The organism is Pseudomonas abyssi (assembly GCF_002307495.1).
Lineage (GTDB): Bacteria > Pseudomonadota > Gammaproteobacteria > Pseudomonadales > Pseudomonadaceae > Halopseudomonas > Halopseudomonas abyssi.
Window position 1 is genome coordinate 192998 of record NZ_NTMR01000012.1, and the last position, 26109, is coordinate 219106.

Here is a 26109-nt window from a genome sequence, read left to right on the forward strand (position 1 = left end):
GTAACTTATCCTGCGAATGGATGGCCAAGCAATTGAGCGAATGGAGCATGACGATGGATGAATTGAACAAGTTAGGAGAGTTGCTGTACGGCCCTGGAGAGGCAATGCAGGGAACGGAAATGAGCGTCGAAGACGCGATTGAGTTTGTGCAGGAGCGATATCCCTCGCGACCTTTTTGCTTGGTGCGGGATTGGATATGGATCGACCTGGAGCTACCAGACAGGTTGATTCAGGAGGTGCAGAATGATCAACAACAGCCGGTTCTGCTTTATGCACACGATGTCGTACATGACTATGCTGAGCGTTTTCCAGCACCAGGAAGCTATGTTCGCACGACTCTGCTTGTGTCATTTTCGGAGGGGTTTGTCTTTCAGACGCGTAACACTGTGTACGTGTTGCTGGGCACAGGTAAACGCAAGCGAGCCAAGCCTGACGTCTTGAGAGGGCTATTTTGATACAGGGGGGCACGAAAGTGCTTTTCTGCACTCAGTGCATTGAGGATCAACAAGTGGACTTTGCTCAAGGCCGTTCGGTACTTGGGCAGGGAGCCGTCGCCAATGGCGATTTGCATCTCTTCATAGAGTTTTGAGGCGCTTTTGTAGATCACCGAGTAGCCCTGTCGGCACGCCTGGCTGCCAAATGCGCAGGCGAGCCAACTCTTGCCTGTGCCGGTGGCTCCGGTCAGCAGCAGGTTCTGTTGCTGACCAATCCAGGAGCATCCTGTCAGACCTGCGATCACTTGCTTATCCAGACCGCGACTGCTGCGGTAATCCACATCCTCCAGGTGCGCGGCATAGCGCAGCTTCGCCTGCTTCAGTAGGCGAGACAGCTTGCGGTTCTCGCGTTCGCTGAGTTCACGATCCACCATCAGGCCCAAGCGGTCATCAAAAGGCAGTTCCTGCATGCGTGGTTGTTCAAGCTGGTCGCGGTAGGCCTTGGCCATACCGGACAGTTGCAGTTGCTGGAGCTTGCTTTGGGTCTGCTGGTTCAGCATGTCGAATGATCCTTTTCATCGGCAAAGTAATGGGCACCGCGCAGGTTTTCGTGAGCGGCTGTCGAGCTGGGTAGGGATTTCAGGCCAGGACGTTTGTCGGGCTGCTCGCGCAAGATGGATTGCAGGCTTTTCAGGGCGAAGGTCTTGATGGTCAGCGCATAGGCACAGGCCTCCTCCAGTCGTGCATCGCCATGTATACGGGCTTCCTTGCGCAAGGCGTTGGCGGCCTTATGTCCATTGGCCACATCGGTTCGCTCGGTCAGGTGATAGTGCAGATGGCGCAGTAGTGCAGGCCCGACCCGCTCACCCCAGGCGAGCAATGCGGCGGGCTCACTGTCAGCGTAATACTGGTGGTTCGGCGGCCTGTGCTCCGGCTGCACGCTGATGCCGGAAACATACTGCCGGGCATGACTGCTGACGCGCAGATGATTGTGAAAGACCTCCACGATCTCGCCCGTAGCGCGTACATCCACTTGCTGCTGTACCAATCGGCTCGGCACGGAATAGTGGTGGTTGTCGTACTCCACCAGGTAGTCGCTGCGCATTCGCACCTTGAAGCGCCAATCGGCATGCTCGTAGGCGTGGATCGGCAGCGGCTGGAGCGCGGGCTGCTCCACCTCGACGAATAGGCTATGCCGACTGCTGCCAGGCTGGCGTTTGAACGGGCGTTGATTGAATGCCGGCAGCAACTCCAGGATGGCCTGATTGAGTTCTGCCAAGCTGAAGAAACGGCGGTGGCGTAGGGCTGCCAGCAGCCAGCGTTGAACCAGCTTCACCCCGGCCTCCACTTTGCCTTTGTCTTTGGGTCTACGCGGGCGGGCCGGCAGGATAATGGCCTGGTAATGGTGGGCCAGTTGCTGATAGATCAGGTTGAGCTGGACTTCATCCTTGCCGTGCTTGATCACCGCTGCCTTGAGGTTGTCGGGAACCAGTAGGCGGGGCACCCCCGCGAAGAAGTTGAAGGCCTGCACGTGGCAGTGCATCCAGTCTTCAATCCGCTGACTCCACACGGCACAGGCGAAGGTGTAGCTGGAGTAGCCCAGCACGCCGACAAAGATTTGTGCCAGACGAGGTTCCGATTGGCCGTCCAGATAGATCGGCATGGTCTTGCCGGAGAAGTCCAAGAACAGCTTGTCGCCAGGTTGATGCAGCTGACGCATTGCCAATGGTTGCTGCTGCACAAAGCTGCGATAGCTGGCCGTGAACTGTGAATAGGCGATGCCGTCTGGCTCGGTAGTCCGCCACTCACGCCATACCGGTCGATCTTCGGGCGTTCGCGGGTGATCCACTTCATGCAGCACCTCCTGCCTATCGGGATAGGCTCCGGGTGGGCTGGCGAGCGCTGTGCCAGCCAGAAAAACCATCGATCAAGTAGCGCGCATCCAGACCCATGGCCTCCAGTGTGGCGGCGTGCCCTGGCTGATTTCATGCCCCTTGGCGCAATAGAGAATCACTGGCCTGTCCCGTGGAACCTGATCCTTCCAGGTGAATACTTCCTCGGGATCGCGCCAGTGTGCACCGGGGATTTCTGTGGCATCGGCAAGTCGCACGCTGGTGCGACGCACATCCAACAGAGTGAACATCCGATCTGCTGCCTGCCATTCCGCCAGTTCGCATATCGAGATTCGGCTCATTTCCCACCTCTCAGTTTTGCAGCAGGTGCACAGCCAGACCTACCAGCGCACAGGCCGCCAGCACCTGGATGACGCCGCGCTTGAAGCGGAACAAAGCGATGGCCGCTGCCAACGCGATCAGCGCCGATGGCCAATCGAAATGACCGTTGAAGCCTTGCGGCCAGAGCACGTGGTAACCGAAGAACAGTGCCAGGTTGAGGATCACCCCGACCACGGCGGCGGTGATGGCCGTCAGCGGTGCGGTGAACTTAAGTTCGTTGTGAGTCGACTCCACCAACGGGCCGCCTGCGAGAATGAAAAGGAAGGACGGTAAGAAGGTGAACCAAGTGACCAGGCTGGCCGCCACGGCTCCAGCCAGGAAGGCCTGATCGGCACCGAATACCTGTTGCACATACCCACCGACGAAACCGACAAAGGCCACCACCATGATCAGCGGCCCCGGCGTGGTCTCGCCCAAGGCCAAGCCATCGATCATCTGCGTCGGGCTCAGCCAGCCGTAGTGGCCGACTGCACCTTGGTAGACATAGGGCAGCACTGCATAGGCACCGCCAAAGGTCAGCAACGCGGCCTTGGTGAAGAACCAGCCCATCTGGGTCAACGTGCCTTCCCAACCGAACAGGGCGGTCAACAAGCCCATGGGCAAGGCCCACAGTGCCGCACCAATGACGGCCAGCACGAGCAGGCGCGGCCAGCGAAAGCGCGCATGTTCCGGTGTCGGGGTGTCGTCATCGATCAGCGCAGAGCCGAAGGATTGCTTGGCCGCACCGTGGCCGCCACCGACACTGAATTTCTGCGGGGCAAATCGCCCGCCGAAATAGCCGATCACGGCGGCACCCAATACGATCACCGGGAACGGTAGGTTCAACGCGAAAATGGCGACGAAGGAGGCGGCGGCAATCGCCCACAACCAGTTGTTCTTCAATGCACGGGAGCCGATGCGGTGGGCGGCCTGCACCACGATGGCGGTCACTGCGGGTTTGATCCCGTAGAACAACCCAGCCACCACCGGCACTTCGCCGAAGGCGATATAGACCCACGACAGCGCGATCAGGATGAATAGCGAGGGCAGTACGAACACTACCCCGGCAATCACCCCGCCCCAGGTACGGTGCATCAGCCAGCCGATATAGGTGGCCAACTGCTGTGCCTCCGGGCCGGGCAACAGCATGCAGTAGTTCAGGGCATGCAGAAAACGCCGTTCGGAGATCCAGCGCCGGCGCTCTACCAGCTCCTGGTGCATGATCGAAATCTGCCCGGCCGGGCCACCGAAACTGATGAAGCCAAGCTTCAGCCAGAAAGCGAAGGCCTGCCAGAAGCTGACCGGCTGCGGTGCTTGCGTCAGTGTTTCCGCGTTCTGCGCGGCTGTTTGCGTCACGTCGAGGGTACTCCTTTGTCGAAACTGGCCAGCAATCCGTCAAAAATGGCGGAAGCGGCGGTCAGCAATTGATCGTCTTGAGTCAGGGTTTCGCGCAGTCCGGCTAGCACGCTCTCGATACCGGCGGCCTCGGGCGGCTGCACGCCGCCCACGTCGAGGTAATGCACAAGTAAACCCAGCCGTGCGATAGCGGGCTGCTCCAGGCCGAAGCTTGCCGCCAACACCTCGAAGGTGACGCGACTGCCGACATGACTGAAGGTCGCGCCGTCGAAGTCGAAACCCAGCGCATCGGCCGGACAATCCCCGGGACTGGCCAGCCACAGGATCCTGGCCTGTGGGTCGATAAAACGGCGGATTAGCCAGGCACTGGCCAAGCGATCCACCCATGGCCGCTGGCGGGTCGCCCAGGTGCGCTCCTGGTAGTCGGATGAATGCAGCCGCGCGATGACACCGGCCATGGCGTTCGGCTCATCCGGGGACAGGGCCCGGGCGCAGGCTAGCTCCAGCTCCTGCAAGGCTTTATCCGTTTGCTGTTGTGCCTCATCAGGGAAAAAGTCGATTTCGACCAGGCTGGCGAAAGCTTTGCGGAGCTTGCGTACCTGCTTGAGCGTGTCCTGCACGGTATCGGCAGTCAGCACATTCCGCACTTGTACGACTTCACCCAGCACGGCCGCATAGTCTTCGCCGCGATCAAACAGGTCGGTAAAGTTCGCTCCCTCAGGCTCTTCGACGCGCAGCACATGGGCTGCCCCACCAGCGTCCCGTACATCTGAGGCCAAACCATCCAGGGTGGCGCGACAGTCCTCGCGCTCAGGCATCAGATAGACACCATCACGCAGCACTGCCGCCCCGGAGGCTTTCAGCGAGCGCCAAGCCCGTTGCCGAGCAGTAGCATTCTCGGTGGGCAAGGAAAGGATGAGTGCTAGCAGCTTCATATTGTAGAGATATATTCATTTATGAGTGAGTCTCTACATATTGATCTGAGACGAAAGAGACCGCAAGCGTTTTCGGCGCACCTACCGGCTTTCGGGGCGGGTCAGAATCATCAGCGGTGTGGATCACAACCACTGGAATGGGTGGGATAGAACCTCCAGCATGGACGGGTCACAATCGCTGGAACTGGGTGTCAGCATCACTGGAATACACAGGATGCGGGCAAACGAAGACTCAGGCAGGTCGCCCATACCATCATGGCGAGACGATTCTGAGGTGCACTACGTTAGATGGATGGGAGAGCGAGGCAGCCCATCGGGCCTATCGGATCTGGAGATCGAAGTAGCGAAAGCCATTGCTGCAGAGTGGGATGCAGTAGCCCAGAAACATCCGTTCTCCCCGGAAATCTATTTTTACTCCATGGGAAATTGGCTCTCGCCTTCACGAGACTACCAGCTGTTGAAATTGCTGCATGTTTGCTCTGTGCTGAAGCTGCAGGGCTACGGGGCAATGCGCGAGCACGTTCTCCGGTGTATTAGTGAGTCTATTTCAGATGAACGCCTCTCAACCATGATCCATCAGCCGTGGCTGCTTCAGGCTCTAATACTTCATGGTTCTGCGGATGGGGTTGCCGGCCTGGAGCAACTGCTCATCTCCATGACGCAAAAGGTTGTAGAGGCAGAGCAGGCGCACGTGGTTTGGTTGAAAGCAAACGTATTTAGGAAGCTATATCACCTTGCATTTGCTAAAGCAGATTTTACGTGTTGCCTACGTGTCGCGCGCGATGGACATACATTGGTAGACGATTTTAGCGGCGCGGTGCCCAGCGAAGTCGGATTAGGTGAGATGCAGAGTAACCTGCTGACTTGTAAGCATTGGAAGTATTTGGAGCTCAGAGCTGCGATAGAAATTGCCATTGAATCGGATGCGGCACGCCAATCGCTGTTGTCCGTCGAAGACCCCGCGACCTACTTTTCCGACGAACACGATTACTGCATCCGTGAGGTAATTGACTTCGATTTTGGGGACGAATGCTATGTGACGCCATACGGCCACTCGATTATCAAGGGTGGGGATTGGATGAAGATGCTATCGGCTATGCTCGAGGCTGAAGGAGGGTTTTCGAGCCAACAGGAGATCGAGGTCGCGCACCGGATAATGGCGGAGCTGGGGCCCTTAATGGAAGATCTCTCGGATCAAGAAAACGCCTTTGCAGCGTGGTCTTTATCTGACTTCGAATAATCGGGCAGTGCCGGGCGTTGCAGTGCACGTAGGCTCAAATTGAAAAATCGTGAGCAATCCGAAATTTCTTGTCCCAAGCTGTGGCGGTGCCTTTGTTAACGCGGTTTTGAATTTGTTCGATGATGAGGTCGTCAAAAGCACGTGCTTTCTTCTTGAGAGATGGTTTCACAGGGCTAAACCGAAGCGGTAAAGGCAGTTGGCGCGACCCACCAGGTCGCGTTGACTTCAGCTTTGGAGATAGGCGTTCTTTGGTAACCCGCCCTTGCCCTTGGATGATTCTGTCATATACCTCTAAATATTCACGCTCAAACAATGTGTGGAGCCGTAGCCCTGCTGAATCCTTGGCCAGGTAGCTAAGGTACAGCCAGTCTTGTCCGAAAACACAGGCCTGATCCTGAACGGCTATCTCTGCCAAGAGTGCCATTACCTCGGAGAGCGCCGGGAGAATGATCCATACCCTGCCATCCGGCGCGTCTGCATGGCGGGCTTTTGCGAGGTCGTATAAATCCATGGCCATCTTGAGAGGGTCTATGGACTGGCCTGCTCGTTTGCATAAAATCTGAGCATAGACCTTGCCGCCTTTGTCCAAGATCAAGTACCTAGGGCCATCGTAAAACGCGGAGTTCTCTACTTGGACTATGGCTCCATCGTGGATGCCAAACATGTCTGAAGGGTTGGACGTAATGCAGGCATCGATATCACGATAGAAACTCACAGTGTCACGGCGGTTCTGAGCTCTGGCTATCTGCAGAGGCGAAACGCTGGGGCTTTCTTGGCGAAGCGATTCAAGAGTTTTCTTTAAGTCGGCAATCGATACGGCGTTGCTTAGTGCTTGCTCGGTCAACGAACTCGCGACGTCTGGCGATATGCGTGAAATCTTCTCAAGCGTCTCGAAGTGCACATAGCTGCAGCGCACTTGCGCTGCCGTGGTGTTTGGCAGCGTCCTTCTGAGAAACCTCCCTGCTGCAACTATCCTGCCGAGTAGCTTGGGGTTCACTTCAAGCTCTGCGGCAATGCTCGTTGTGTTGGAGTCGGGGCCTCGAGCGCTAAAAAGCTGCTCTGCTTTGTGGTAAGTGCTGAACCAGGTTGTGCTTATCGGGCGTGCCATAACTGAACCGTCGAGATTGTTACGAGCGATGCTACACCCTAAAAGCTTGACAGCGCACTAGTGATCGCCATTAATAACGTAGATGGAGATGCGAAATGGTGTCGTGGTTATGAAAACAGACAAACAGAGCCCGGCTTTTGCTCGAAATGTGGCGCGGCGAACCAGGAGAGCCGGTCGCGCGTATGTGATGTGCTCGCCTTTAAACGGCTCAACAGACGTGCGTTTTGAGTCGCGTCTGGAGCTGGCAGTCGCTCAGCTATTGGAGCTCGATCCACGAGTGAATGGGTACCGAGCTCAGCCCTACACGCTCTCCTTTGAGATGGAGCTGGATGGCGTTGTGAAGCGTCGATTGTATACACCTGACTTCGAGCTAGAGGTTGGTGGAATAACGGTCGTGATTGAGGTCAAGCCACAACGTTGGGTTGATGAGCATGCTGCGCTTTTTGCTAGGGCTCAGAGCGAGCTTTTGAAGTCAGGGAAGCGTTTCCTCGTTGTCACCGAGCAGAGCTTTACAGGCCACGTGCAACGCAATGTTGAGGTACTTCTGGGGTTTTATACCCAAGCAAGGGCGTGCTTGCAGGACTGGGCTGCACCGCTGCTGCTGAAAGGTACTGATGAGCTAAGCGGACACGTGTCTCGTGTCGTTCAAGGCGACCTGCCAAGCAACTATGTTGCCGCTGCAGGTGTGTTGCTGGGCATCTTGCGATTTGACATGACCAATGACCTGTTCGAAACCATGGACTTTGATGTCTGGCCGACGCAAGGAGCCCTGTGCGGCTTCGAGGTGCTCTCCTATGAACAATGAGCTGAAGGTCGGTACCACTCTGTCGTGGGAAGAAGTCACTTACCGGATTAGTGCTATCAAATTGGATCTGGGTGACATCCGATTAGAGGCAAAAGGCGGGCTCGAGAAAACGCTGGATCGGCACGACTTTTTTAACAAGATTGCCTCAGGTGAAATTCAGATAGATGGATATAGACCAGTCGCTATCGAGCGGCAGTGGTCTGATCGAGAGCGCGCAGAGGCCGATATCCGTCAGCAGCTGGTGACCTATTTCAATGGCTTGCCTCGTGACAAGCCGTGGCCAGAAAAAGAGGTGTTGCTACAACGTTTTTGCGAGGCGCGTGGGCACCGATGCCCGAGCAGGAGAACGTTAAATGGCTACGTCGCTCGTTATGCGCAGCAAGGGTTTGCTGGACTAGTACCCTCGTTTAGTAGGCGTGGTGGTAGCGGGTGGAGCTCAAAGGTTGAAGCTAAAGAAGCTGCACGCGAAGCGCTGACAGAGCTTTATATGCGTGATGACAAGATCAACCTAACTCAGGCCTCGTACGCGGTTGCTGATCAACTCAAGGAGAAAGGCATCACTGATGGTAGCCGCTGCATAGGCAGAAGTACCGTGCGCCGGGTGTTGCTCTCGATGCCAAAAGACCTGGTAAAGGGAGCCCGTTTAGACTCGCGGACATACAATTTGTGGAGCCGCCAAGCAGTCAAGAGCTATGAGGTAAAGCAACCGTTTGAGCGTATGGAGATCGATGCAAAAACGCTGGATCTCTATTACCTGGATTCGGAAGGAAACCGATGCACCGGCGCGACGCTCTACGCGATGGTTTGTGCACGTACCTCTTATCCTGTTGCGATTTATGTGACGCCAGGCAAGCCGAGCGAATACGGATTGCTCCAACTGCTGCAGTTTTTCTTCAGGCCCAAAGGTGAAGATTTTAAACAAGAGTTCGGCATTAAGACGGAATGGGTTCCTCCCTGTGCCGTGCGCACGATTGTGCTTGATAACGCCACTGAAAACGCGTCGGATTTGGCGCTGAACGTGGTACGTCAGCTTGGCATTCAGATTGAGTATGCGCGTATAGCCAGGGGCGATGACAAACCGCATGTTGAGTCGTTTTTTGGCGCATTGGATAAGCGCCTCATCAACCTGATGCCGGGCGCGACGCGCAGCCAGGACGCCAGAGTTGCTAACCGGCATAGTAAAGCTGAGTCAGAGGCCCGCTATACCATTGAGGACATTTATCGGTACGTCGTGCAGTACGTTGCCGACACTTATATTCATGAGCCTCGAGTGAAGCAGGGGTTTCTGTACGGTGAGCCAATGTCGATCAAAGCGGCCATGGACAGGTCGCTTGCTGCGTTCATGCCGCCTCCGCCGCCTGCCAAAGACTTGCTAGAACGGTTGGCTCTAGTACCGGGCGGCGTGCAACGGAAAGTCCAACACTACGGTATCGATTTCAAAGGCTTTCAGTTCCACAGCCATGACTTGGCGGTTCTGCTGAGAGAGCGAAGCATCAGCGAGCTGTGTATTTTGCATAACCCCGAGGATTGCCGAGAAGTCTTTGCCGTTGATCCGGACGATAAGACGTTGATCAGATTAAAAAATAAAACCGTGAACATGCCCGCCATATCGTTCGACGAGGCGGCTCGCTTGAAAGCGTCCTACAGCAGGCCCGTCGTCGATATGACCGGCCACGATTACCAAGCGGCGTACGCGAAGATGAGAGCCGCGTTTGCCGCTGATAGCCGAAAGCGTTCAATCACAGCCAATAACCGCGCGCAGCGTCGGAAAGAAAAGGACTCGCGCCATGCTGAGCTAGCAGAGCGGGTAAAGCCAGCGAGAGTGGATGCGCTAGCTGAGGGCTTTGATGATGATGTCCCGATCAAGCCCTCCCCGCGACGGGGGAAAAAGACATGACGGGCATCGATAAACTAGACATCGAGCATGCTCGGTTTGTTGAAGCTCGGGACGCACTTCACGAAGCGCTGCTGCAATCGCAAGCGGGCAGCCCCTGGATCGTGTCTGTTTGTGGGCCGTCGCGGGTCGGGAAAACCCGAGTTATTGATTCGTGTGTTGAAGTCTATGGTGAGTGTGGAGGGCTCTCGGGGAAAGAGATTCTTCGAGTGGTTAGCCCAAAATATTTGACCGGGAGAGCATTGCCAGACGCGTGTTTGGAGAGCCTTGGCCTCAGAGCGGCTTTCTATAAAAATCAACTCCAGGCGACTCAGGCACTGGTTAAAGCCCTAGCCAGGGCTGAAACGAAGTTGATCATCTTCGACGAAACGCAGCACATGATTGAGCGAAGTGGGAGTACTTCAGTCAGGGCTGCGGGGGATTTTTTGAAGACGCTTTTCGACGAGGCACGTACAAGCATTGCTTTGGTTGGCCTCCCTGAGCTGCTACGGCTATTCGATGTCAACGAGCAGCTGCGGAACCGAGCCAGGACGCCACTCCGCTACTACCCATACAGCTATCAAGGTAAGGAGTACGTTGAGTTCCGTAGGGCCTTGGCCGGGGCGATGAGCTATTTCCTCGACATGGGCTGGGACACGTATGAGGTTGATGATCCGTGCTTTGCAAAGCGCATGTATGTGGCTTCTGCAGGCAGGTTTGGCATGGTTATCAAGATTCTTGCAGAGGTTGAACGTACCTGTTCCACAACCAAGAAGGCAACGCAGAAGCATTTTGCAAAGGCGTTCGCAGATACAGCTGGATTCGACCGACAACCTGGCAATCCATTTTCTGCAGTGGAGCCTATATCGGTTGAGCAGTTGGCCAAGGTCTACTCCTCAGTAATGCATGAAGCCGGACTGGCCGTGGGAGGTGCGAGCTTTGCTGATTTTGCCTAAACAAAACTACTCGGATGAGAGCTTGCTGGGTTATCTGGCTAGGGTCGCAGATGAGAATTATTTGGCCAGTGTCGGAGCGTTGTTAGCTCCCGTAAAACTTCGAGTAAAAGGGCACTACTCGTCCGAAGAACTCCTAGAAATGAGTCAGGGTCTGGGTCTGTCGTTGGAGCACTTACAACAGTTGGCCAAGCCTGGCTGCGTTGAGAGCACCGGGGCTGATTGGAGTCGCCTTCGCAAACAAACAGTAGCGGTATGCCCTCATTGCCTAAACGAAGAGCCCTACATACGGAAACTTTGGCATCATGAGCTCGTGACGGCGTGTCCTGTGCATTCATCGCTGCTGGTGCACTGCTGTCCTGAGTGCGAACAGCCGATATCTATCGGAAGCGCCGGCATGATGGTCTGTCGTTGTGGTTTTGACTATAGGACGGCTGAGATTAGCGATGCCGGTAAAGGGGATCTTGCTGTAGCAACCTTGCTTCAGGCGAATGACGAAAAAAGAAAACAGCTTCTTGGCCTCGATGCGGGCAAAAGCGTCTTGGCAGACTTTGACGGTTTTTTGGTTTATCTGGGGCTTCTAGACTCTGGGATTGTGCATCGACGTAACGCTTCGATTAGCTTCGCCATGGCACAACAGCTGAATGCCGCTGCCTACCCGTTTATTACCGACCTTGTGGGGCATTTTGAAAAATTTGTCGCCAGGAGAGTTGAGCAGGCAAATCAGCAGCAGACTACCCGCTTCATCAGCGCGTTGGGGTCTTGGTACAAACAGCTTGCCGTTCAGTTTGGGGGCGATGCTTACGCCCCGTTTCGACAGGTCGCCTACCGAGTCGTGGTGCTAAATGCACAAGCACCAATTAATCGGAAGTTAAAGCAGATATCCGCTGAACTGTGGGGTTTGAAGTCTGTGTATACCGTGGCCGAAGCGGCCCGCGTGCTGAACTCATGTACAGATCGCATCGTGCCTTTTGTGAAAAGTGGGTTACTGGAAGGACGCGTCGTATCTGGAGGAGCAAACGAGTTTTGTATTGTAAGCCGCGTGCAGGTTGAGCAAGAGCGGCATGCAGCTCAAGCGTTCACAGACGGTAAGGCAATCATGTCGTTGCTAGGGATATCACGGCGTGTTCGTGATCGGTTGATAGAGGCTGGCATTATTCGTGAACTGAGCCGCAATGACAGACCTCTCTTTGCCAAAGGCGGCTATCGGATTGATGAGGTGAAGAGGTCGGTGGCCCTGACGCTGCAAACTAACGGGCCAGCACCCGCCGATGCTGACATGTTGAGTCTGGAGGACATCAATGAGCGGAGTTACTCAAAAAAACAGGTGATAGAGCTGTATCAGCTGATCTTCCGTGGAGATCTGAAACCTGCTGCTTTGGTGACGGGCGAGCCTGGATTGCAGGCTTATCGTTTCAACAAAGCGCAGTTGGACGCCTTAGCAAAGGTCTCTCCCAGACAATTTGAGTTTTCCATTGCTGACCTTACTCGCTTGACGCCCTGGAAGCATGAAACCATCAACTCCTGGATCAAGCATGGGCACCTGAAGTGTCAGAAGCACAATGGTGGGGGTAGGCAGACCGTATCCGTCTCTTTGTCTGATCTAATCGAATTTCTGTCGACGCATGTGGTGGTGGCCGACGCAGCCAGGCGGAAAGGTACGAAAAGCGTGTGGCTCTCGAAGTCACTAGCTGCGCGACAGGTATCGGCTATCTCTGTGCACCAAACAGCGGGCGGAGCCCAGAGGGGAGTGCTGTTCTGCACTGATGCATTGATTGATCAAGCGCTACGGGGTTGCTAGGTTGATCGCGAGTGATTGTGTGAACCGGTCTTATGAAAAGCAGGGCTGGCTTCCCTTTTGCCAGCGGGGGACAGGTTAATGACGTTGTTAAGGCTACCAACACCGGAACTGGCTGGTGCTTTTTCTCGGTTCTGTATCGATTGGGGCCGTCGCGTAGTTTTGCGGTGCTAGGAGTAGGTCGCCGCCGGGTCTAACTTAGTGGGCGTGTACTAAGAAAAAAAGCGTTGGTTGCTGAGGCGACATGGACACCCGGGAGCTAACGTTTATAGCGGATGTCAGAGCTATGTAACTGCTCGCCGAAAGGTAGGAGGGCAACCCCGCCCTGCTTGAGTCCAGAGTAGGTTGCGCAAGCGGGTTTAGTGCAGTCAATGTGTCTGACGGGGGCTGCCAGGGTCGAACTATTGCAAAGCCCCTGCGTGGAGGCTACGGGGCAGACGGAAGCAGCAGTAGCTCTTCCGAGGCTGTGTTTTTGATATTTTGAAAAGCTAAGTGAAGATGAGCATCAGCTCGGGAAAGCAAAGAATGAATGGTGCTGTTCGATGATGGCTGATGAAGCTTCGGAGTGCCCATAAGCCAGGGAGAATAGGAGGTTGATTGCTGAAGTTGAACGTTATTTACGGGAAAACCCAGGCACAAAGGCAAAGGACATTGCAAAGCATTTTGGCGTGAACAAGAGAGAACTCAACTCGCTTCTTTACAGAAATGCCGATAGGTTTGCCCAAGATTCTGATCATCGCTGGTCAGTGGTGGTGGAGAAGCTGACAGTTTTCCTGAAAAGAGAGGGCTGGGTGGATAGTGCATCATTTGAAGATGCGCTGGCTGCCGTTGGGTCGCCCTTAGATTCGGCCTGTTCGGGCGCTGAGTTCGTTTTACCCAAAGGCTGCAAGATTATGATCGACGCGGCTGCGCGAATCTTAGCGTTATGTAACCAGCTCGTCATGGTTGGCAAAACGGCGTCGATTGATTTCAGTGCGTGCAAAGCGACGCTGACCTATTTCAATCGATTAGGTTTTTTTGACCACCTAGCCGGGGCCGTAGACGTTATTCCGGAGCGACCGTCCAGATCGGGAGCGGCGATTTATCGGGGTAACAATGACGGCGTGGTTGAGCTTGCTTCCATTGACCCTCGTGTCCCCGACGAGTCGATCCCTAAACGTCTGAAAAACAGCCTCGTCAGTTGTGCCGGCGAACGTTATTCGCAGTCCGCGTTTACATTCATCTCCGAATTGTTTGGTAACGTGGGTGATCATTCAAAGTCAGATATACCGGGCTTTGCCGGCCTCCAATACTACCGGAAAGGCGGAAAGATCCAGACAGTGATCTCTGATAGCGGGATTGGCATTGTTGGCAGCCTTGAGCCCGTTCTAGAACGTAGGTATCCGGAGCTTTTGCAGCAGCTTGATTTCTCGAAGTCAACAGCTGGGCCGGAACTGGTCTTGCATGTCATCAAGCAGGGGCGAGTCTCCAGCTCTGACGAAGATGGTCGAGGACTCGGATTGAAGCGAAGTGGTGAGGTGGCTGCTGCTTTCGACGCAACGGTTACGGTGAGACAAAAAAACTTTGAGCTCACGGTGGTGTACAGCGATGGTCAATTCAGTCGCAGTTCTCATCGCGTGGACATGCCGACCATTCTAGGAACGCATATCTGCTTTGACTTCCTAATTGACAGCTAGCAACCTCTCGTTAAACTGAGCAAATGAATCAGAAATCAATCACTCTCAAGCTAAGAGACTTCACAGAGGACGACCATCCTTTTGGCAATGTCCAAGGAAAGGCTACCTTTGGGAAGCTTCTCGACTTCGTCGACGCCCACCCGCAGTGCTCAGTGTTTGGAGTATCTCTTTCTGGGATTGAAGCGACTGATGCATCATTTCCGAGAGAAAGCGTGGTGGCTGTTGCCAAGCTTTTTCGAGGAGAGCGCGGCTTCTTCCTCAAGGATCTCAAGAATCGAGACTTGTTAGATAACTGGAGCTATGCGGCCCAAGCAAAAGATATTCCCCTGACAGTTTGGGGGGAAGACCACTACCAAGTCATCGGGCCTGAGGTCAGCTCTTCCACGCAGGAGCTTCTGGATTGCGTGTTGCCTCGACGTGCGGTTACCGCCGCCCAGGCAGCGGAAGCGCTGAACATTTCGGTTGCGAACGCCAGTACTAAGCTCAAGAAGCTCAAGGATCAGGGGTTTATCCTCAGGGCCGAAGAGACCGCCGAGTCTGGCGGAATTGAGTACGTATATCGAGCCATTGCGGATTCTGATTAAACTGCTTTACAAATCCAGAATTGAGGCGTAGTGTTTATCTCGACTCTAGGTGCTTTTTTGGCACCTGGTTAAACTGGATAAATTAATCAGATTGGTGATCGACATGGCAACTAATCCCCCGGCAGGTGATGGGCACCGTAATGGCGCGGTGCGTCAGCGCTCCCAGACGCAGACTCCGTCTGGTCATTGGGTAAAGCGCGACACGGAAACAGGACAGTTCCTGGATGTGAAAACGTCGAACAAAACGCCCTTTAAAGGCGTTCGGAAAGAGAAATAGGAGAGAAGCTTATGAGTGCGAAATACGAGGTTTTTCTAGGCACGGATCGTCAGTACTACTTCCGTTTGAAAGCACCTAATGGTGAGAAGATTCTTGCGAGTGAAGGTTATACCACTAAGGCGAATTGCCTGAATGGCATCCAGTCGGTGAAGGTCAACTCCCCATATGATGCTAACTACAAGAGACTGACAGCCGTTAACGGTCAATACTATTTCACTTTGCATGCAGGTAACGGTCAGGTGATAGGCAAGAGTGAAATGTATGTCTCCAGCCAGGGGCGTGACGGTGGTATCACGGCGGTTAAGACATATGGGCCTACTGCAGCAACAGTAGACCTAACCTAAATTAACCTGCATTTATACACCCGCTTCGGCGGGTTTTTTTGTTTCTTTTTCAGCTTTCAGGTGAAAGCGACAGCACTGCGCTCAGCAAGAGCAATATCACATCGGAGAGGCGATGCGTCTTGGCTGTTTCTACTACCGCTTGGAGCTTGCTCAAGTAGATGCGGTTGAGGCGGTGGGGAAAATTGATCTTGAGGGCGCGAAGCGCTTTAAAAGCTGAATGGCACCGTCAGGGGCCGATGTACTTGCCTCTTAGGGTCATGCGATCAAAGCTGTAAACATGGGCATGAGGGCTTTCAATGCATCGCCCGACCAGTGGTAATACGTGGTCTGGCTTGCCCTGCCTTAGCTCAATATTACTGCCGCATAGGGGACAGTCGGCGCTGAATCTGACTAAGCGTGTCCACCGGGAGCGCTCGTGTCGGAACATTTCTATCTCGCAGCTATCTTCGAAAATAGCTGCTACGCCAAGAGGTGCTTTGACGACACAGTCATCAATTACTTTGAACCATGGTGCCAACGATTGCTTCCAAATAAAAAGGAAGCCAATTACCGCGATTAACAGGTGAAACAGACTTCCCATGTTTATCGATTCGTCACGTAATACAAGGCTCAGAATGACTAGGCTGAGCATCGCAATCCAAGTGAGGCTTGCCAGCATGATCGAGGTTAGAAATGCCGTGCCAACGACGCTACGATTTTTAATCTCCCCTTTCTTGAAGAAAAAACGTGCCGTTATAGATGGCTTAATCGAGCCTGGGGCGGATCTCCGGTAAGTGACTTCATCAGGTTGTACTTCTCTACCAGACTGGTTCTCGGCTTCTTCTGGTGCGAGCTCAAGCCAATAGAGACTGACATTGCCTCTTCCACCTCCCGGAGAGTACCCAAATCTAAGGCGCCTCGCCTCTGAGGTTTGGGTTAGATTCAGTGCTTTTTGCAAGACAGAGATGCTAGGCATCCACTTCTGAGGATCCATCTCCCGCTCGGCGGCGGTACCACAGCAATGCAGTAGGGTCGCCGCCTCAAAAGTTAGCTTTTCATAGACATCGTCACGCTGGAGGCACGCGTCAACTATGTACGAGATGATCTCGTAGGATCGTCCCCGCGTAGGTTTGGCCTCTAGGTTCGATTTCAGCTGCTTCAGGGCATCGATCATGCATTTCCCTATGCTTTTGATTAATAAGAATATTTAACCACAAAAACCGGAAGATGCGGGTTAGTGGAGGTTTTTTCCATTTGAGATTTTCAGTCTTGGGGCTTCTTAACTCCAGAGGGAATTCTCATGAGCATGACCATAGCTGAAGACTTTCAAGGGCATGTGGTTACGGTCGGCGAAGTAGTAAGCGGCTTGGGGTGTAACTGCCGATGCCTCGAGTGTGGTGAGACGCTCATCGCGCGCAAGGGTCGACAGAGAACGCACCATTTCTCACACGCATCGTCCAAAAGAGCATGTCGAATCAGTCTAGAAAGCTTTGTGCATAAATACGCCAAGCAGCTAGTGAAGGAAAGTCTAGGTCTGCAATTGCCACTGATGCCGGGCCACCATTCTGAGGCGGCTGATAGCAGTGCTTGGTGGGATTTCGTGTCTGTTGAAGAAGAGGTTTGGATGGGCGACTTCAGGCCTGATCTGGTAGCGGAGCTGCCTGATGGGCCGCTAGCTGTGGAGTTTGCTTATACGTCTTTTGTGGATGACGAAAAGCAAAGCAAGATCACAAAAAGGGGGCTGCGCGCGATCGAGGTGAACCTCAGTGGGTTAGTTGTAGCGCCGACCATTGACGGCCTGATAGAGCTCAGGCGGGTGATATTGCATGATCCGTCTTTGAAGGTCTGGCTTCATCCGCGTGAGGAGTTAGTGGCAGAGGATGAGGGTAACGACGAAGTGATCGAGAGCGACGTGAACTGCACTGCAGTATTGCCTCTTGCAGTGCGCTATACGATTCAGGGCTTGTGGGTAGACGTTCGAGTTCTGCCGTTTGGTGAAATTGTTGTTCGTTCGGTTTCATATAGTCCGGTCGTCGTCGACCTTCTCAGACAGCTAGCGAGACGTTATGGCGGCAGTTATATAAAAAAATATAGAAACTGGCGATTTGCTAGCTGGACACACGCATTGCTTCTGAATGAGCTGGAAGCGTTAGCTGGCGGTTGAGCTCTCCCAAACAGCTCTCATGAGGCTTGGGTCGAAAGTATGAACTTATGAAGTTGTATATGCGGAAGCCATACGGTGGTGTTAATTCGTATAAATTGACAAGTCGTCAATTTTTCTGATAGATTTTTACCATCCAGCTTCTGGCCAAGTTGTGTGGTTTGTTAACTTTTTCCGATATTGGGTCTTTGCAGATTAACTTTGGTCGGTGGTGAAAATAACTTTTCTCGTTCTGTCGTGTATAACTGATCTTTCGGATGCGTCAATGACGAGTAACTTTGAACGCCTACAGGCGCTCGCAGGTTGATGGTAAAAACCCCTTTAACTGTATGGTTAAAGGGGTTTTTTAATGCTCGCTGCCTGCTGCCCTGCCCCGTGCCTCAGAGCCCCAGGCAAGCCGGGAGCTAGCGAAAATCGTCGGTCAGATCTGAATCGGAGAAGCTGTTGCCGGACGACTTGAAGGTGAGCTCCGTTTCCTGCTGCGGGGAAGCCTCAGGCTTCTGCTCGGGCATGCTCAGCGGCGACTCGCTGCGGGTGTCGCTGAACTTGGCCTTGAGCTTCAGGTCGGTCGCCGAGTCGGCGTAGCGCAGCGCCATATCCAGCGTGATGCTGCCCTTGCCGACCAGCTCGTACAGGTGCTGATCAAAGCTCTGCAGGCCGGGCTCCTGACCACGGTTCATTGAATCCTTGATCTCGTGCAGTTCATCACGGGCGATCAGGTTGCGTATGTACGGCGTACGCAGCAACACCTCGACGGCGGCGACCCGCTTCTTCTCTACGCCCGGAACCAGCCGCTGGGCAACGATGCCGGCCAGGTTCATTGAGATGTCACCGAGGGTCTGTTTGCGCTCGCCTTCGGGGAACAGATTGACGATGCGCTCGATCGCCTGAACGCTGTTGGTGGCGTGCAGGGTGGCGACCACCAGGTGACCCGTTTCGCTGTAGTGCAGTGCGTGCTGCATGGTCGCCTTGTCGCGGACCTCGCCGATCATGATCACATCCGGCGATTCACGCAGCACGTTACGCAAGGCATGGGCAAAGCTCTGGGTGTCCAGGCCGACCTCACGCTGATCGACGATGGACTTTTTGTGCTTGTGCAGAAACTCGATGGGATCTTCGATACAGACGATATGCCCGGCGCGGTTGGTGTTGCGGTAATCGAGCATCGCCGCAAGCGTAGTGGATTTACCGGAGCCGGTGGCACCGACCACCAGGATCAGCCCGCGGTCCTTGAGGGCCAGCTTCTCCAGCTGCGCCGGCAAGCCCAGTTCGGCGAATGCCGGGATCTGGTGGCTAATGTGGCGGACCACCATGCCGACTTCGCCGCGCTGGTAGTAGACGTTGATACGGAAACGCCCGCAGTTGGGCAGGCCGACCGCGAGGTTCATTTCCTGCTCGCGCTCAAACTCCTCGATCTGCTTCTCGCTCATCACCTGCCAGGCGAGTTCCTTGACGGCACCGGAGGCGAGTGGCTGGTTGCCGAAGGCAAAAAAATCCCCCTCGCGCTTGAGGGTGACGGGGGCGCCAACGCTGAAAAACAGGTCTGATCCTTCCTTCTCGACCAGGGCTTTGAGATAGCGATTAATATCCATATCAAGACACCGAGCAGACAGTAGTTGTAGGGCGAACCCCCATTATGGACCAGAGCGCACTCAGGCGTCGCGCAGGCTCTGCAGTTGGCTGTTGATCCAGGCCTCGGCCTGCTTGTTGGCGGCCACGATAGAGCGCGGGTCGGCGCCGGCGGGATAGATCGCCGGGCCAATCATGACCTTGATGGTGCCGGGCTTCTTGCCCCAGCCGTGACGGGGCCAGAATTCGCCGGCATTGTGCGCCAGCGGAATAATCGGGGCACCATTGGCGCAGGCCAGCGCCGCGCCACCACGGGAGAATTTGACCGGCTGGCCGGGCAGGTTACGGGTCCCCTCGGGGAAGACCAGAATCCACATGCCGTCTTTCAGCCGCTCGCCGCCGATGCGGGTCAGCTGTTGCAGTGAATCGCGAGCCTTGCTGCGGTCGATGGCGATGGGTTTGGCCAGCGCGAAGGCCCAGCCAAAGAACGGCACCAGCAGCAGCTCACGCTTGATCAGCTGGGTTTGCGGGCGGAACAGACGAGGCAGGAAAAAGGTTTCCCAGGTGCTCTGGTGATTGGCCAGAATGACGCCGGGCTGATCGGGAATGTTTTCCTGCCCGCTGACCTCATAGTGGATACCGACGATGTGGCGGGTCAGCCAGACGGCGACGCCGGTCCACCACTCGATGATCACCTTGACCCGCCAGCGGACATTGAGAAAGGGCGCAACCGGGATGATCAGCACGCACCAGATCGCGGCGCTGGTCGACAGCAGCAGATAGAACAGGGCGACGCGTAGGGACATCAGCAGGGACATGGGTTCAGGTTTCCAGAAGATGATCGACGACGGCCGCCAGGTCATCGAAGACCTGCGTGCCGGTGGGCAGCGTCTTGTGCTCGCTGCGAGCGCCCTTGCCGGTGCGTACCAAGTAGGGTGTACAACCGACGGCAGCGCCGGCCTCCAGGTCACGCGGGCTGTCGCCCACGGTAGGCACGCCGTTCAGCGACTGATGGAAATGCTCGGCGATCTGAATGAACAGGCCCGGCAGCGGCTTGCGGCAGTCGCAGCCGGCCTCTGGTGTGTGCGGACAGTACCGGATGAGGTCCACCTGGCCGCCCTGCTCCGCCACCAGCTGGCAAAGGCGGTCATGCATGCTTTGCAGGGTGGCTTCGCTGTAGTAGCCGCGGCCCACGCCGGATTGGTTGGTCGCGACAGCGACCGTCCAGCCCGCCTTGCTCAGCCGCGCGATGGCGGTGATGGAGCCCGGTAGCGGAATCCATTCTTCCAGCGATTTGATATAGGCGTCGGAGTCGTAATTGATGACTCCGTCGCGGTCGAGAATAATCAGCTTCACAGCGGCAAGCTCCAAGCGGCAAGCTACAAGTCAACGCGGACGGCTTGCCGCTTACAGCTTGTAGCTTGCGGCTGCTTTTAACCCAACAGCGAAATATCCGCTACACCCAGGAACAGGCCGCGCAGGCGCGCCAGCAGCGCGTAGCGGTTGGCTTTCACGGCGGCATCGTCGGCGTTTACCAGTACCTGCTCGAAGAACGCATCTACCGGCTCACGCAGGGCGGCCAGTCGTTCCAGAGTGGGTTGGTATTGACGTTGCGAGGTCAGCGGCGCGACAGCCTGCTCTGCGGCTTCTACGGCGGCCGCCAGGGCTTTCTCTGCGCTCTCGCTCAGCAGGGCGGCGTTGATCTGGGTACCCACCACGCCGTCGGCCTTGGACAGGATATTGGACACCCGCTTGTTGGCCGCAGCCAGGGTATCGGCCTCGGGCAGACGACGGAAGGCCTGTACCGCTTGCACACGCTGATCAAAGTCCAGCGGCGAGGTCGGGCTGACGGCGCGGACGGACTGGTATACGGCGACGTCGATGCCTTCGTCCTCGTAGCGGGCGCGGAGGCGATCGAAGATAAAGTCCTTCACCAGATCGACCAAGCTGGTGTCACCGTCCTTCAGCGAAACGCCCGACTTGCTCAAATACTCCTGCCTGGACCAGGCCACTGTGCCGACCAGGTCGAGATCCAGCTGTTTCTCGATCAGGATACGCAGCACACCCAAAGCCGCACGGCGCAGGGCATACGGGTCCTTGGAGCCGGTCGGCAGCATGCCGATACCGAAGATGCCGACCAGCGTGTCGATCTTGTCGGCCAGCGCGACGGCGGCACCGGTCAGGGTGCTTGGCAGTTCGGCACCGGCGCCACGTGGCATGTACTGCTCGTTCAGGGCCAGGGCAACGTCATCGGCCTCGCCGTCGTGCTTGGCGTAGTAGTAACCGGCAATCCCCTGCAGCTCGGGGAACTCGCCGACCATCTCGGTCGCCAGGTCGCACTTGGACAGCAGGCCGGCGCGGGCGGCGCGCTCGGCGTCACCACCTAGCTGGTTGGCGATCAGGCGGGCCAGATCGGATACGCGCTGTGCTTTCTCGAAGACACTGCCCAGTTCAGCCTGGAACACCACATTGGCCAAGCGCTCGTTGCGCGTCTCCAGGGGATGTTTCTGATCCTGCTTGAAGAAGAACTCGGCGTCGGTCAGGCGCGGGCGTACGACTTTCTCGTTGCCCTCGATGATCTGTGTCGGGTCTTTGCTCTCAAGGTTGGAGACCGTGATAAAGCGCGGCAGCAGCTTGCCGCTCGCATCCAGCAGGCAGAAGTATTTCTGGTTGTCCTGCATGGTCGAGATCAGCGCTTCCTGCGGTACGTCGAGGAAGCGTTCTTCGAAGCTGCAGACCAGCGGTACCGGCCACTCGACCAGCGCGGTCACTTCGTCCAGCAGATCGGCCGGCACGATGGCCGTACCCTGCTGCTCGGCCGCCAGCGTGTCGACGCGGTTCTTGATGATCTCGCGGCGCTCGGCGAAGTCGGCGATCACGTGTGCGCTGCGCAGGGTTTCCGCGTAGGCCGCCGGACTGGCGATGGTGACCTGATCCGGATGATGGAAGCGGTGGCCACGGGACAGGTTGCCGGCCTGCTGGGAGAGAATCTCGCAGGGCACGACCTGCTCGCCGAGCAGCATCACCAGCCACTGGGTCGGACGGACGAATTCGGTCTTGCGGGCACCCCAGCGCATGCGCTTGGGAATCGGCAGCGCGGCCAGTGCGGCGTCGACGATGCCCGGCAGCAGGTCGGTGGCCGGCTGGCCCGGGATGTTCTGCACAAAGCGCAGCTTCGGGCCGCTCTGATCGATCTCGGCCAGACTGACACCGCACTTGCGGGCAAAGCCCTCGGCGGCTTTGGTCGGCTTGCCGTCGGCATCGAACGCGGCCTGCAGCGGCGGGCCATCAAGCTGGCTGGTGCGATCGGGCTGCTGGGTTGCCAGCGCCTCGACCAGCACGGCCAGGCGGCGCGGCGCGGCGTAGTAGCGAGCCTTGCTGTAGTCCAGGCCAGCGTCTTTCAGGCCGCCTTCAACCCCGGCCAGAAAGGCTTCGGCCAGTTTCTTCAGGGCCTTGGGAGGCAGCTCTTCGGTGCCCAGTTCAACGAGAAAATCCTGCGCCTGCATTATTCGGCCTCCTTCAGCTTGGCCAGTACTTCGTCACGCAATTCGGGGGTGGCCATCGGGAAGCCGAGGCGGGCGCGGGCCAGCAGATAGCTCTGGGCAATCGCGCGGGACAGGGTGCGAACACGGAGAATGTAACGCTGACGCTCGGTTACCGAGATGGCGCGGCGGGCGTCCAGCAGGTTGAAGGTGTGCGATGCTTTGATGACCATTTCATAGGCCGGCAGCGGCAGTTCCAGCTCGATCAGGCGGTTGGCTTCGCTCTCGTAGAAATCGAACAGTTCAAACAGCTTGTCGACGTTGGCGTGCTCGAAGTTATAGGTCGACTGCTCCACCTCGTTCTGGTGGAACACGTCGCCGTAGCTGACCTTGCCGAACGGGCCGTCGGAGTAGACCAGGTCGTAGACCGAGTCGACGCCCTGCAGGTACATCGCCAGACGCTCGAGACCGTAGGTGATCTCGCCGGTGACGGGATAGCACTCGACGCCACCGACCTGCTGGAAGTAGGTGAACTGGGTCACTTCCATGCCGTTGAGCCAGACTTCCCAGCCCAGACCCCAGGCGCCTAGGGTTGGCGATTCCCAGTTGTCTTCAACGAAGCGGATGTCATGCACCAGCGGGTCGATGCCGATGTGGCGCAGTGAATCCAGATACAGCTCCTGGATGTTGTCCGGGTTGGGCTTCAGCACCACCTGGAACTGGTAGTAATGCTGCAGGCGGTTCGGGTTCTCGCCGTAGCGGCCGTCAGCGGGGCGGCGGCTGGGTTGTACGTAGGCGGCGTTCCAGGTTTCCGGGCCAATGGCGCGCAGGAAGGTAGCTGTGTGGAAGGTGCCGGCACCCATTTCCATGTCGTAGGGCTGCAAAACCACACAACCCCGCTCTGCCCAGTAGCTTTGCAGGGCAAGGATCAGTCCTTGAAAGGTGTGGACGGCTGGATTGGTTTGAGTCACGTGTTTCACCAGGTCGGGCTGTGAAATTGAGAAAGGCCGAAGTATACAGTCAGAACGCCTGCGACATACAGGAAAGCGGCGTATTTACTGGTCTGCGCCGCAGAATGCGGCGACCCTTGCCTATCGCTTTGCGTGCTCATGGGTGCGCCACGGCCGAACGTTCGATGACCTGCCCAAGACGGTCGAAATCGATATTGGCGCCGGAGTTGATGGCGATCAGGGTATCGCCCTGGATGCCCTCCCGGCGCACGTACTGGCGTAGCCCGGCCACCGCCAGTGCACCGGAGGGTTCGGTGATGGAGCGGGTATCGTCGTAGATGGCGCGCACGGCGCTGCAGATCTCATCGTTGCTGACCGTGATTACCTCATCGACATAGCGCCGGCAGTACTCGAAGTTCAGCGCGCCGATCTGCGCGACGGCGACGCCGTCGGCAAAGCGACCAACCTGGGGCAGCACCACGCGCGCATTGGCCGCCAGCGCGGCCTGCAGGCAGGCAGACTCCTTCGACTCGACACCGATCACCCGTACCTCCGGGCGCAGGTACTTGATGTAGGCCGCCACCCCGGCAATCAGCCCGCCGCCGCCAACCGGCACGAAGACCGCGTGCAGTGGGCTCTGGTACTGGCGCAGCAGCTCCACGGCGACTGTGCCCTGGCCAGCGATCACATCGGGGTCGTCAAAGGGCGGGACAAAGGTATAGCCCTGCTGTTCGGCCAGTTGCAGGGCGTGGGCCAGCGCCTCGGCAAAGCTCTCACCGTGCAGCAGTGCGGTCGCGCCGCGGGCGCAAACCCCCTCTACCTTGAGCCGGGGGGTGGTGGTGGGCATGACGATCAGGGCGCGCGCGCCGAGTCGCTGGGCGGCCAGCGCCAGGCCCTGGGCGTGGTTGCCGGCAGAGGCGGTGATGACGCCGCGTGCGCGCTCGCTGGGGGTAAGACGCGCAACCCGGGTATAGGCGCCGCGGATCTTGAACGAGAACACCGGCTGCAGGTCTTCGCGCTTGAGCAACACTTGATTGTTCAGGTTGGCTGACAGGCGCGGGGCAAATTGCAGCGGGGTTTCAAGCGCAACGTCGTAGACCGGGGCCGAGAGGATGCTGCCGACCAGCGCGCGTAGCTGCGCCGTGCCGTCGTCCTCGCTGAGGTCGGTGTCGGAAGTGGGTGTGGCGGTGTTCATGCTGTCTCCTGATGCGGTTGGAACCTCGGAGACAGTGCTGATTACCCGCCTCGGAGGCGGGTGGGGTCTGGACGCAAGCTAGCCCGCCGTTGCTGGAATGGCGGTAATAATCATGGCGGCGTTGAACAGGTGTGCGTTGGTCATAGGGTCGAATCTAGCGCGTGGGCGTGCTGGGCGTCAATCGTCGCGGGTCAGCACTTCCAGCAATTCGATCTCGAAACACAAATTGCTGCCGGGTTTGATGTGCTCGCCGACGCTGCGTTCGCCGTAGGCCAGCGCTGCCGGTACAAACAGTTGGCGACGGCCGCCGACGCGCATGCCCATCAGGCCCTGATCCCAGCCCTTGATGACCCGGCCGGTGCCGATGACGCACTGGAACGGGCGGCCACGCTGGTGTGAGGAGTCAAATACGGTGCCGTCTTCCAGGGTGCCGGTGTAGTGGGTCGTGATCAGCGCGCCTTTGACGCACTCCTTGCCCTCGCCCACGCTCAGGTCGATGATTTGCAACTGGTCGCTCATGTGGTTCTCCGTGGGCAGATGTAAGATGGCGCTCAGGTGGCGAGTATAACTCTCAGGTTGGAGCAAAGGCATGAACCCGATGGACCCGGTGCGCTGCAGTTGGTGCAGTGATGACCCGCTTTATCAGCGCTATCACGACGAGGAGTGGGGCGTGCCCTGCCGCGATGCTGACAGCCTGTTCGAGATGTTGATGCTGGAAGGCTTTCAGGCGGGCCTGTCGTGGATCACCGTGCTGCGCAAGCGTGAGCACTACCGTCAGGTGTACCGAGGCTTTGATATCGACTTTATGGCCAATCAGACGGACGACGAGTTGCAGGCGTTGTTGCAGGACCCGGGCATCATTCGCAACCGCCTCAAGGTCTATGGTGCGCGGCGCAACGCCCGTGCCTGGCAGCGTTTGTGCGCCGAGCATGACCCGGTCGAGTGGCTCTGGCAGTTTGTCGGCGGCCAGCCGCTGATTCGCCACGCCGCAACCTTGGGCGAGATTCCGGCACAGACGGACCAGGCCAGGGCGATGAGCAAGGCATTGCAGAAAGCCGATTTTACCTTCGTTGGCCCGACCATCTGCTACGCCTTCATGCAGGCCACCGGCATGGCAATGGATCACACCACCGATTGCCACCGCTACCCGGCCCTGGCTGTCGGCTGAGCCGGGTTC

General features: G+C 56.8%; 24 protein-coding genes and 1 pseudogene. 11 read left to right on the forward strand and 14 right to left on the reverse strand.

All coding sequences use genetic code 11. From position 1 onward, the window contains the following. Positions 1 to 119: 119 nt before the first annotated feature. The gene (locus CNQ84_RS21100; protein ID WP_425439966.1) at positions 120 to 455 is read left to right on the forward strand and encodes a DUF6957 family protein; all 336 of its coding nucleotides are present in this window, start codon (positions 120 to 122) and stop codon (positions 453 to 455) included. On the opposite strand, the gene CNQ84_RS11315 is transcribed toward CNQ84_RS21100, so the two are convergent. From CNQ84_RS11315 to CNQ84_RS11335, 5 genes are all read right to left on the reverse strand, one after another. Next, positions 371 to 994, reverse strand: a complete 624-nt coding sequence (locus CNQ84_RS11315; protein WP_281254823.1) for an ATP-binding protein — start codon at positions 992 to 994, stop codon at positions 371 to 373. The genes CNQ84_RS21100 and CNQ84_RS11315 overlap by 85 nt on opposite strands. Then, the gene (gene istA / locus CNQ84_RS11320) at positions 988 to 2283 is read right to left on the reverse strand and encodes an IS21 family transposase (RefSeq protein ID WP_165771277.1); all 1296 of its coding nucleotides are present in this window, start codon (positions 2281 to 2283) and stop codon (positions 988 to 990) included. The genes CNQ84_RS11315 and istA overlap by 7 nt, the downstream gene beginning before the upstream one ends. Before the next feature lie 78 nt (positions 2284 to 2361). Beyond that, positions 2362 to 2577 (reverse strand): rhodanese-like domain-containing protein, encoded by a 216-nt coding sequence (locus tag CNQ84_RS11325; protein ID WP_235846679.1) that lies wholly within the window; start codon positions 2575 to 2577, stop codon positions 2362 to 2364. 61 nt (positions 2578 to 2638) lie between these two features. After that, positions 2639 to 3970 carry a chromate efflux transporter gene (gene chrA, locus CNQ84_RS11330; RefSeq protein WP_245841343.1) on the reverse strand — a complete coding sequence of 444 codons (1332 nt, stop codon included), beginning with the start codon at positions 3968 to 3970 and terminating at the stop codon, positions 2639 to 2641. Between the two features lie 29 nt (positions 3971 to 3999). Continuing rightward, entirely contained in the window at positions 4000 to 4938 is a 939-nt protein-coding gene (locus CNQ84_RS11335) for a chromate resistance protein ChrB domain-containing protein (protein WP_096004973.1), read from the reverse strand. A 274-nt stretch (positions 4939 to 5212) separates the two neighbouring features. Between CNQ84_RS11335 and CNQ84_RS11340 the strand changes: the two genes are divergently transcribed. Then, entirely contained in the window at positions 5213 to 6178 is a 966-nt protein-coding gene (locus CNQ84_RS11340) for a hypothetical protein (RefSeq protein ID WP_165771278.1), read from the forward strand. 34 nt (positions 6179 to 6212) lie between these two features. Here CNQ84_RS11340 and CNQ84_RS11345 read toward each other — a convergent pair whose 3' ends face one another. Next, positions 6213 to 7286 (reverse strand): hypothetical protein, encoded by a 1074-nt coding sequence (locus CNQ84_RS11345; protein WP_096004975.1) that lies wholly within the window; start codon positions 7284 to 7286, stop codon positions 6213 to 6215. A 109-nt stretch (positions 7287 to 7395) separates the two neighbouring features. Here CNQ84_RS11345 and CNQ84_RS11350 point away from each other — a divergent pair, with 109 nt between their 5' ends. The 7 genes from CNQ84_RS11350 (at position 7396) to CNQ84_RS11385 (ending at position 15596) form a co-directional block, all read left to right on the forward strand. Next, positions 7396 to 8091: a hypothetical protein gene (locus tag CNQ84_RS11350; RefSeq protein WP_133065896.1), complete on the forward strand. Its 696-nt coding sequence runs from the start codon at positions 7396 to 7398 to the stop codon at positions 8089 to 8091. After that, entirely contained in the window at positions 8081 to 9988 is a 1908-nt protein-coding gene (locus CNQ84_RS11355; RefSeq protein ID WP_096004977.1) for a transposase, read from the forward strand. Before CNQ84_RS11350 ends, CNQ84_RS11355 begins: the two co-directional genes overlap by 11 nt. Then, positions 9985 to 10920 carry a TniB family NTP-binding protein gene (locus tag CNQ84_RS11360; RefSeq protein WP_083728294.1) on the forward strand — a complete coding sequence of 312 codons (936 nt, stop codon included), beginning with the start codon at positions 9985 to 9987 and terminating at the stop codon, positions 10918 to 10920. The genes CNQ84_RS11355 and CNQ84_RS11360 overlap by 4 nt, the downstream gene beginning before the upstream one ends. Continuing rightward, entirely contained in the window at positions 10904 to 12718 is a 1815-nt protein-coding gene (locus CNQ84_RS11365; RefSeq protein ID WP_165771279.1) for a TniQ family protein, read from the forward strand. The genes CNQ84_RS11360 and CNQ84_RS11365 overlap by 17 nt, the downstream gene beginning before the upstream one ends. Before the next feature lie 590 nt (positions 12719 to 13308). Continuing rightward, positions 13309 to 14391 carry an ATP-binding protein gene (locus CNQ84_RS11370; RefSeq protein ID WP_096004979.1) on the forward strand — a complete coding sequence of 361 codons (1083 nt, stop codon included), beginning with the start codon at positions 13309 to 13311 and terminating at the stop codon, positions 14389 to 14391. 23 nt (positions 14392 to 14414) lie between these two features. Continuing rightward, positions 14415 to 14975: a DNA-binding protein gene (locus CNQ84_RS11375; protein WP_096004980.1), complete on the forward strand. Its 561-nt coding sequence runs from the start codon at positions 14415 to 14417 to the stop codon at positions 14973 to 14975. 288 nt (positions 14976 to 15263) lie between these two features. Then, a complete protein-coding gene (locus CNQ84_RS11385) occupies positions 15264 to 15596 on the forward strand; it encodes a YegP family protein (protein ID WP_096004982.1) in 333 nt (110 codons plus the stop codon). A gap of 226 nt (positions 15597 to 15822) precedes the next feature. Here CNQ84_RS11385 and CNQ84_RS11390 read toward each other — a convergent pair whose 3' ends face one another. Continuing rightward, on the reverse strand, positions 15823 to 16749 hold the full coding sequence (locus tag CNQ84_RS11390; protein ID WP_096004983.1) for a hypothetical protein: 927 nt from the start codon (positions 16747 to 16749) through the stop codon (positions 15823 to 15825). 126 nt (positions 16750 to 16875) lie between these two features. Here CNQ84_RS11390 and CNQ84_RS11395 point away from each other — a divergent pair, with 126 nt between their 5' ends. Beyond that, a complete protein-coding gene (locus CNQ84_RS11395; RefSeq protein ID WP_112220869.1) occupies positions 16876 to 17739 on the forward strand; it encodes a competence protein CoiA family protein in 864 nt (287 codons plus the stop codon). A 401-nt stretch (positions 17740 to 18140) separates the two neighbouring features. Here the strand turns inward: CNQ84_RS11395 and CNQ84_RS11400 are convergent, their stop codons facing one another. The 7 genes and pseudogenes from CNQ84_RS11400 to CNQ84_RS11430 form a co-directional block, all read right to left on the reverse strand. Then, positions 18141 to 19328, reverse strand: coding sequence for a PilT/PilU family type 4a pilus ATPase (locus tag CNQ84_RS11400; protein ID WP_096004984.1), 1188 nt, complete (start codon positions 19326 to 19328; stop codon positions 18141 to 18143). Positions 19329 to 19388: 60 nt separating this feature from the next. Then, positions 19389 to 20123 (reverse strand): lysophospholipid acyltransferase family protein, encoded by a 735-nt coding sequence (locus CNQ84_RS11405; protein WP_096004985.1) that lies wholly within the window; start codon positions 20121 to 20123, stop codon positions 19389 to 19391. Positions 20124 to 20127: 4 nt separating this feature from the next. Further along, a complete protein-coding gene (gene gmhB, locus CNQ84_RS11410) occupies positions 20128 to 20661 on the reverse strand; it encodes a D-glycero-beta-D-manno-heptose 1,7-bisphosphate 7-phosphatase (protein WP_096004986.1) in 534 nt (177 codons plus the stop codon). A gap of 77 nt (positions 20662 to 20738) precedes the next feature. After that, complete coding sequence (gene glyS, locus CNQ84_RS11415) at positions 20739 to 22811, reverse strand: glycine--tRNA ligase subunit beta (RefSeq protein WP_096004987.1); 2073 nt, start codon at positions 22809 to 22811, stop codon at positions 20739 to 20741. After that, positions 22811 to 23758: a glycine--tRNA ligase subunit alpha gene (gene glyQ / locus CNQ84_RS11420; RefSeq protein WP_096004988.1), complete on the reverse strand. Its 948-nt coding sequence runs from the start codon at positions 23756 to 23758 to the stop codon at positions 22811 to 22813. The genes glyS and glyQ overlap by 1 nt, the downstream gene beginning before the upstream one ends. Before the next feature lie 154 nt (positions 23759 to 23912). After that, positions 23913 to 24932, reverse strand: a pseudogene (ilvA, locus tag CNQ84_RS11425) (threonine ammonia-lyase, biosynthetic); the annotation flags it as partial. A gap of 177 nt (positions 24933 to 25109) precedes the next feature. Further along, positions 25110 to 25451: an FKBP-type peptidyl-prolyl cis-trans isomerase gene (locus tag CNQ84_RS11430; protein WP_096004990.1), complete on the reverse strand. Its 342-nt coding sequence runs from the start codon at positions 25449 to 25451 to the stop codon at positions 25110 to 25112. 79 nt (positions 25452 to 25530) lie between these two features. Here CNQ84_RS11430 and CNQ84_RS11435 point away from each other — a divergent pair, with 79 nt between their 5' ends. Further along, positions 25531 to 26100 carry a DNA-3-methyladenine glycosylase I gene (locus tag CNQ84_RS11435; protein ID WP_096005020.1) on the forward strand — a complete coding sequence of 190 codons (570 nt, stop codon included), beginning with the start codon at positions 25531 to 25533 and terminating at the stop codon, positions 26098 to 26100. Positions 26101 to 26109 lie beyond the last annotated feature (9 nt).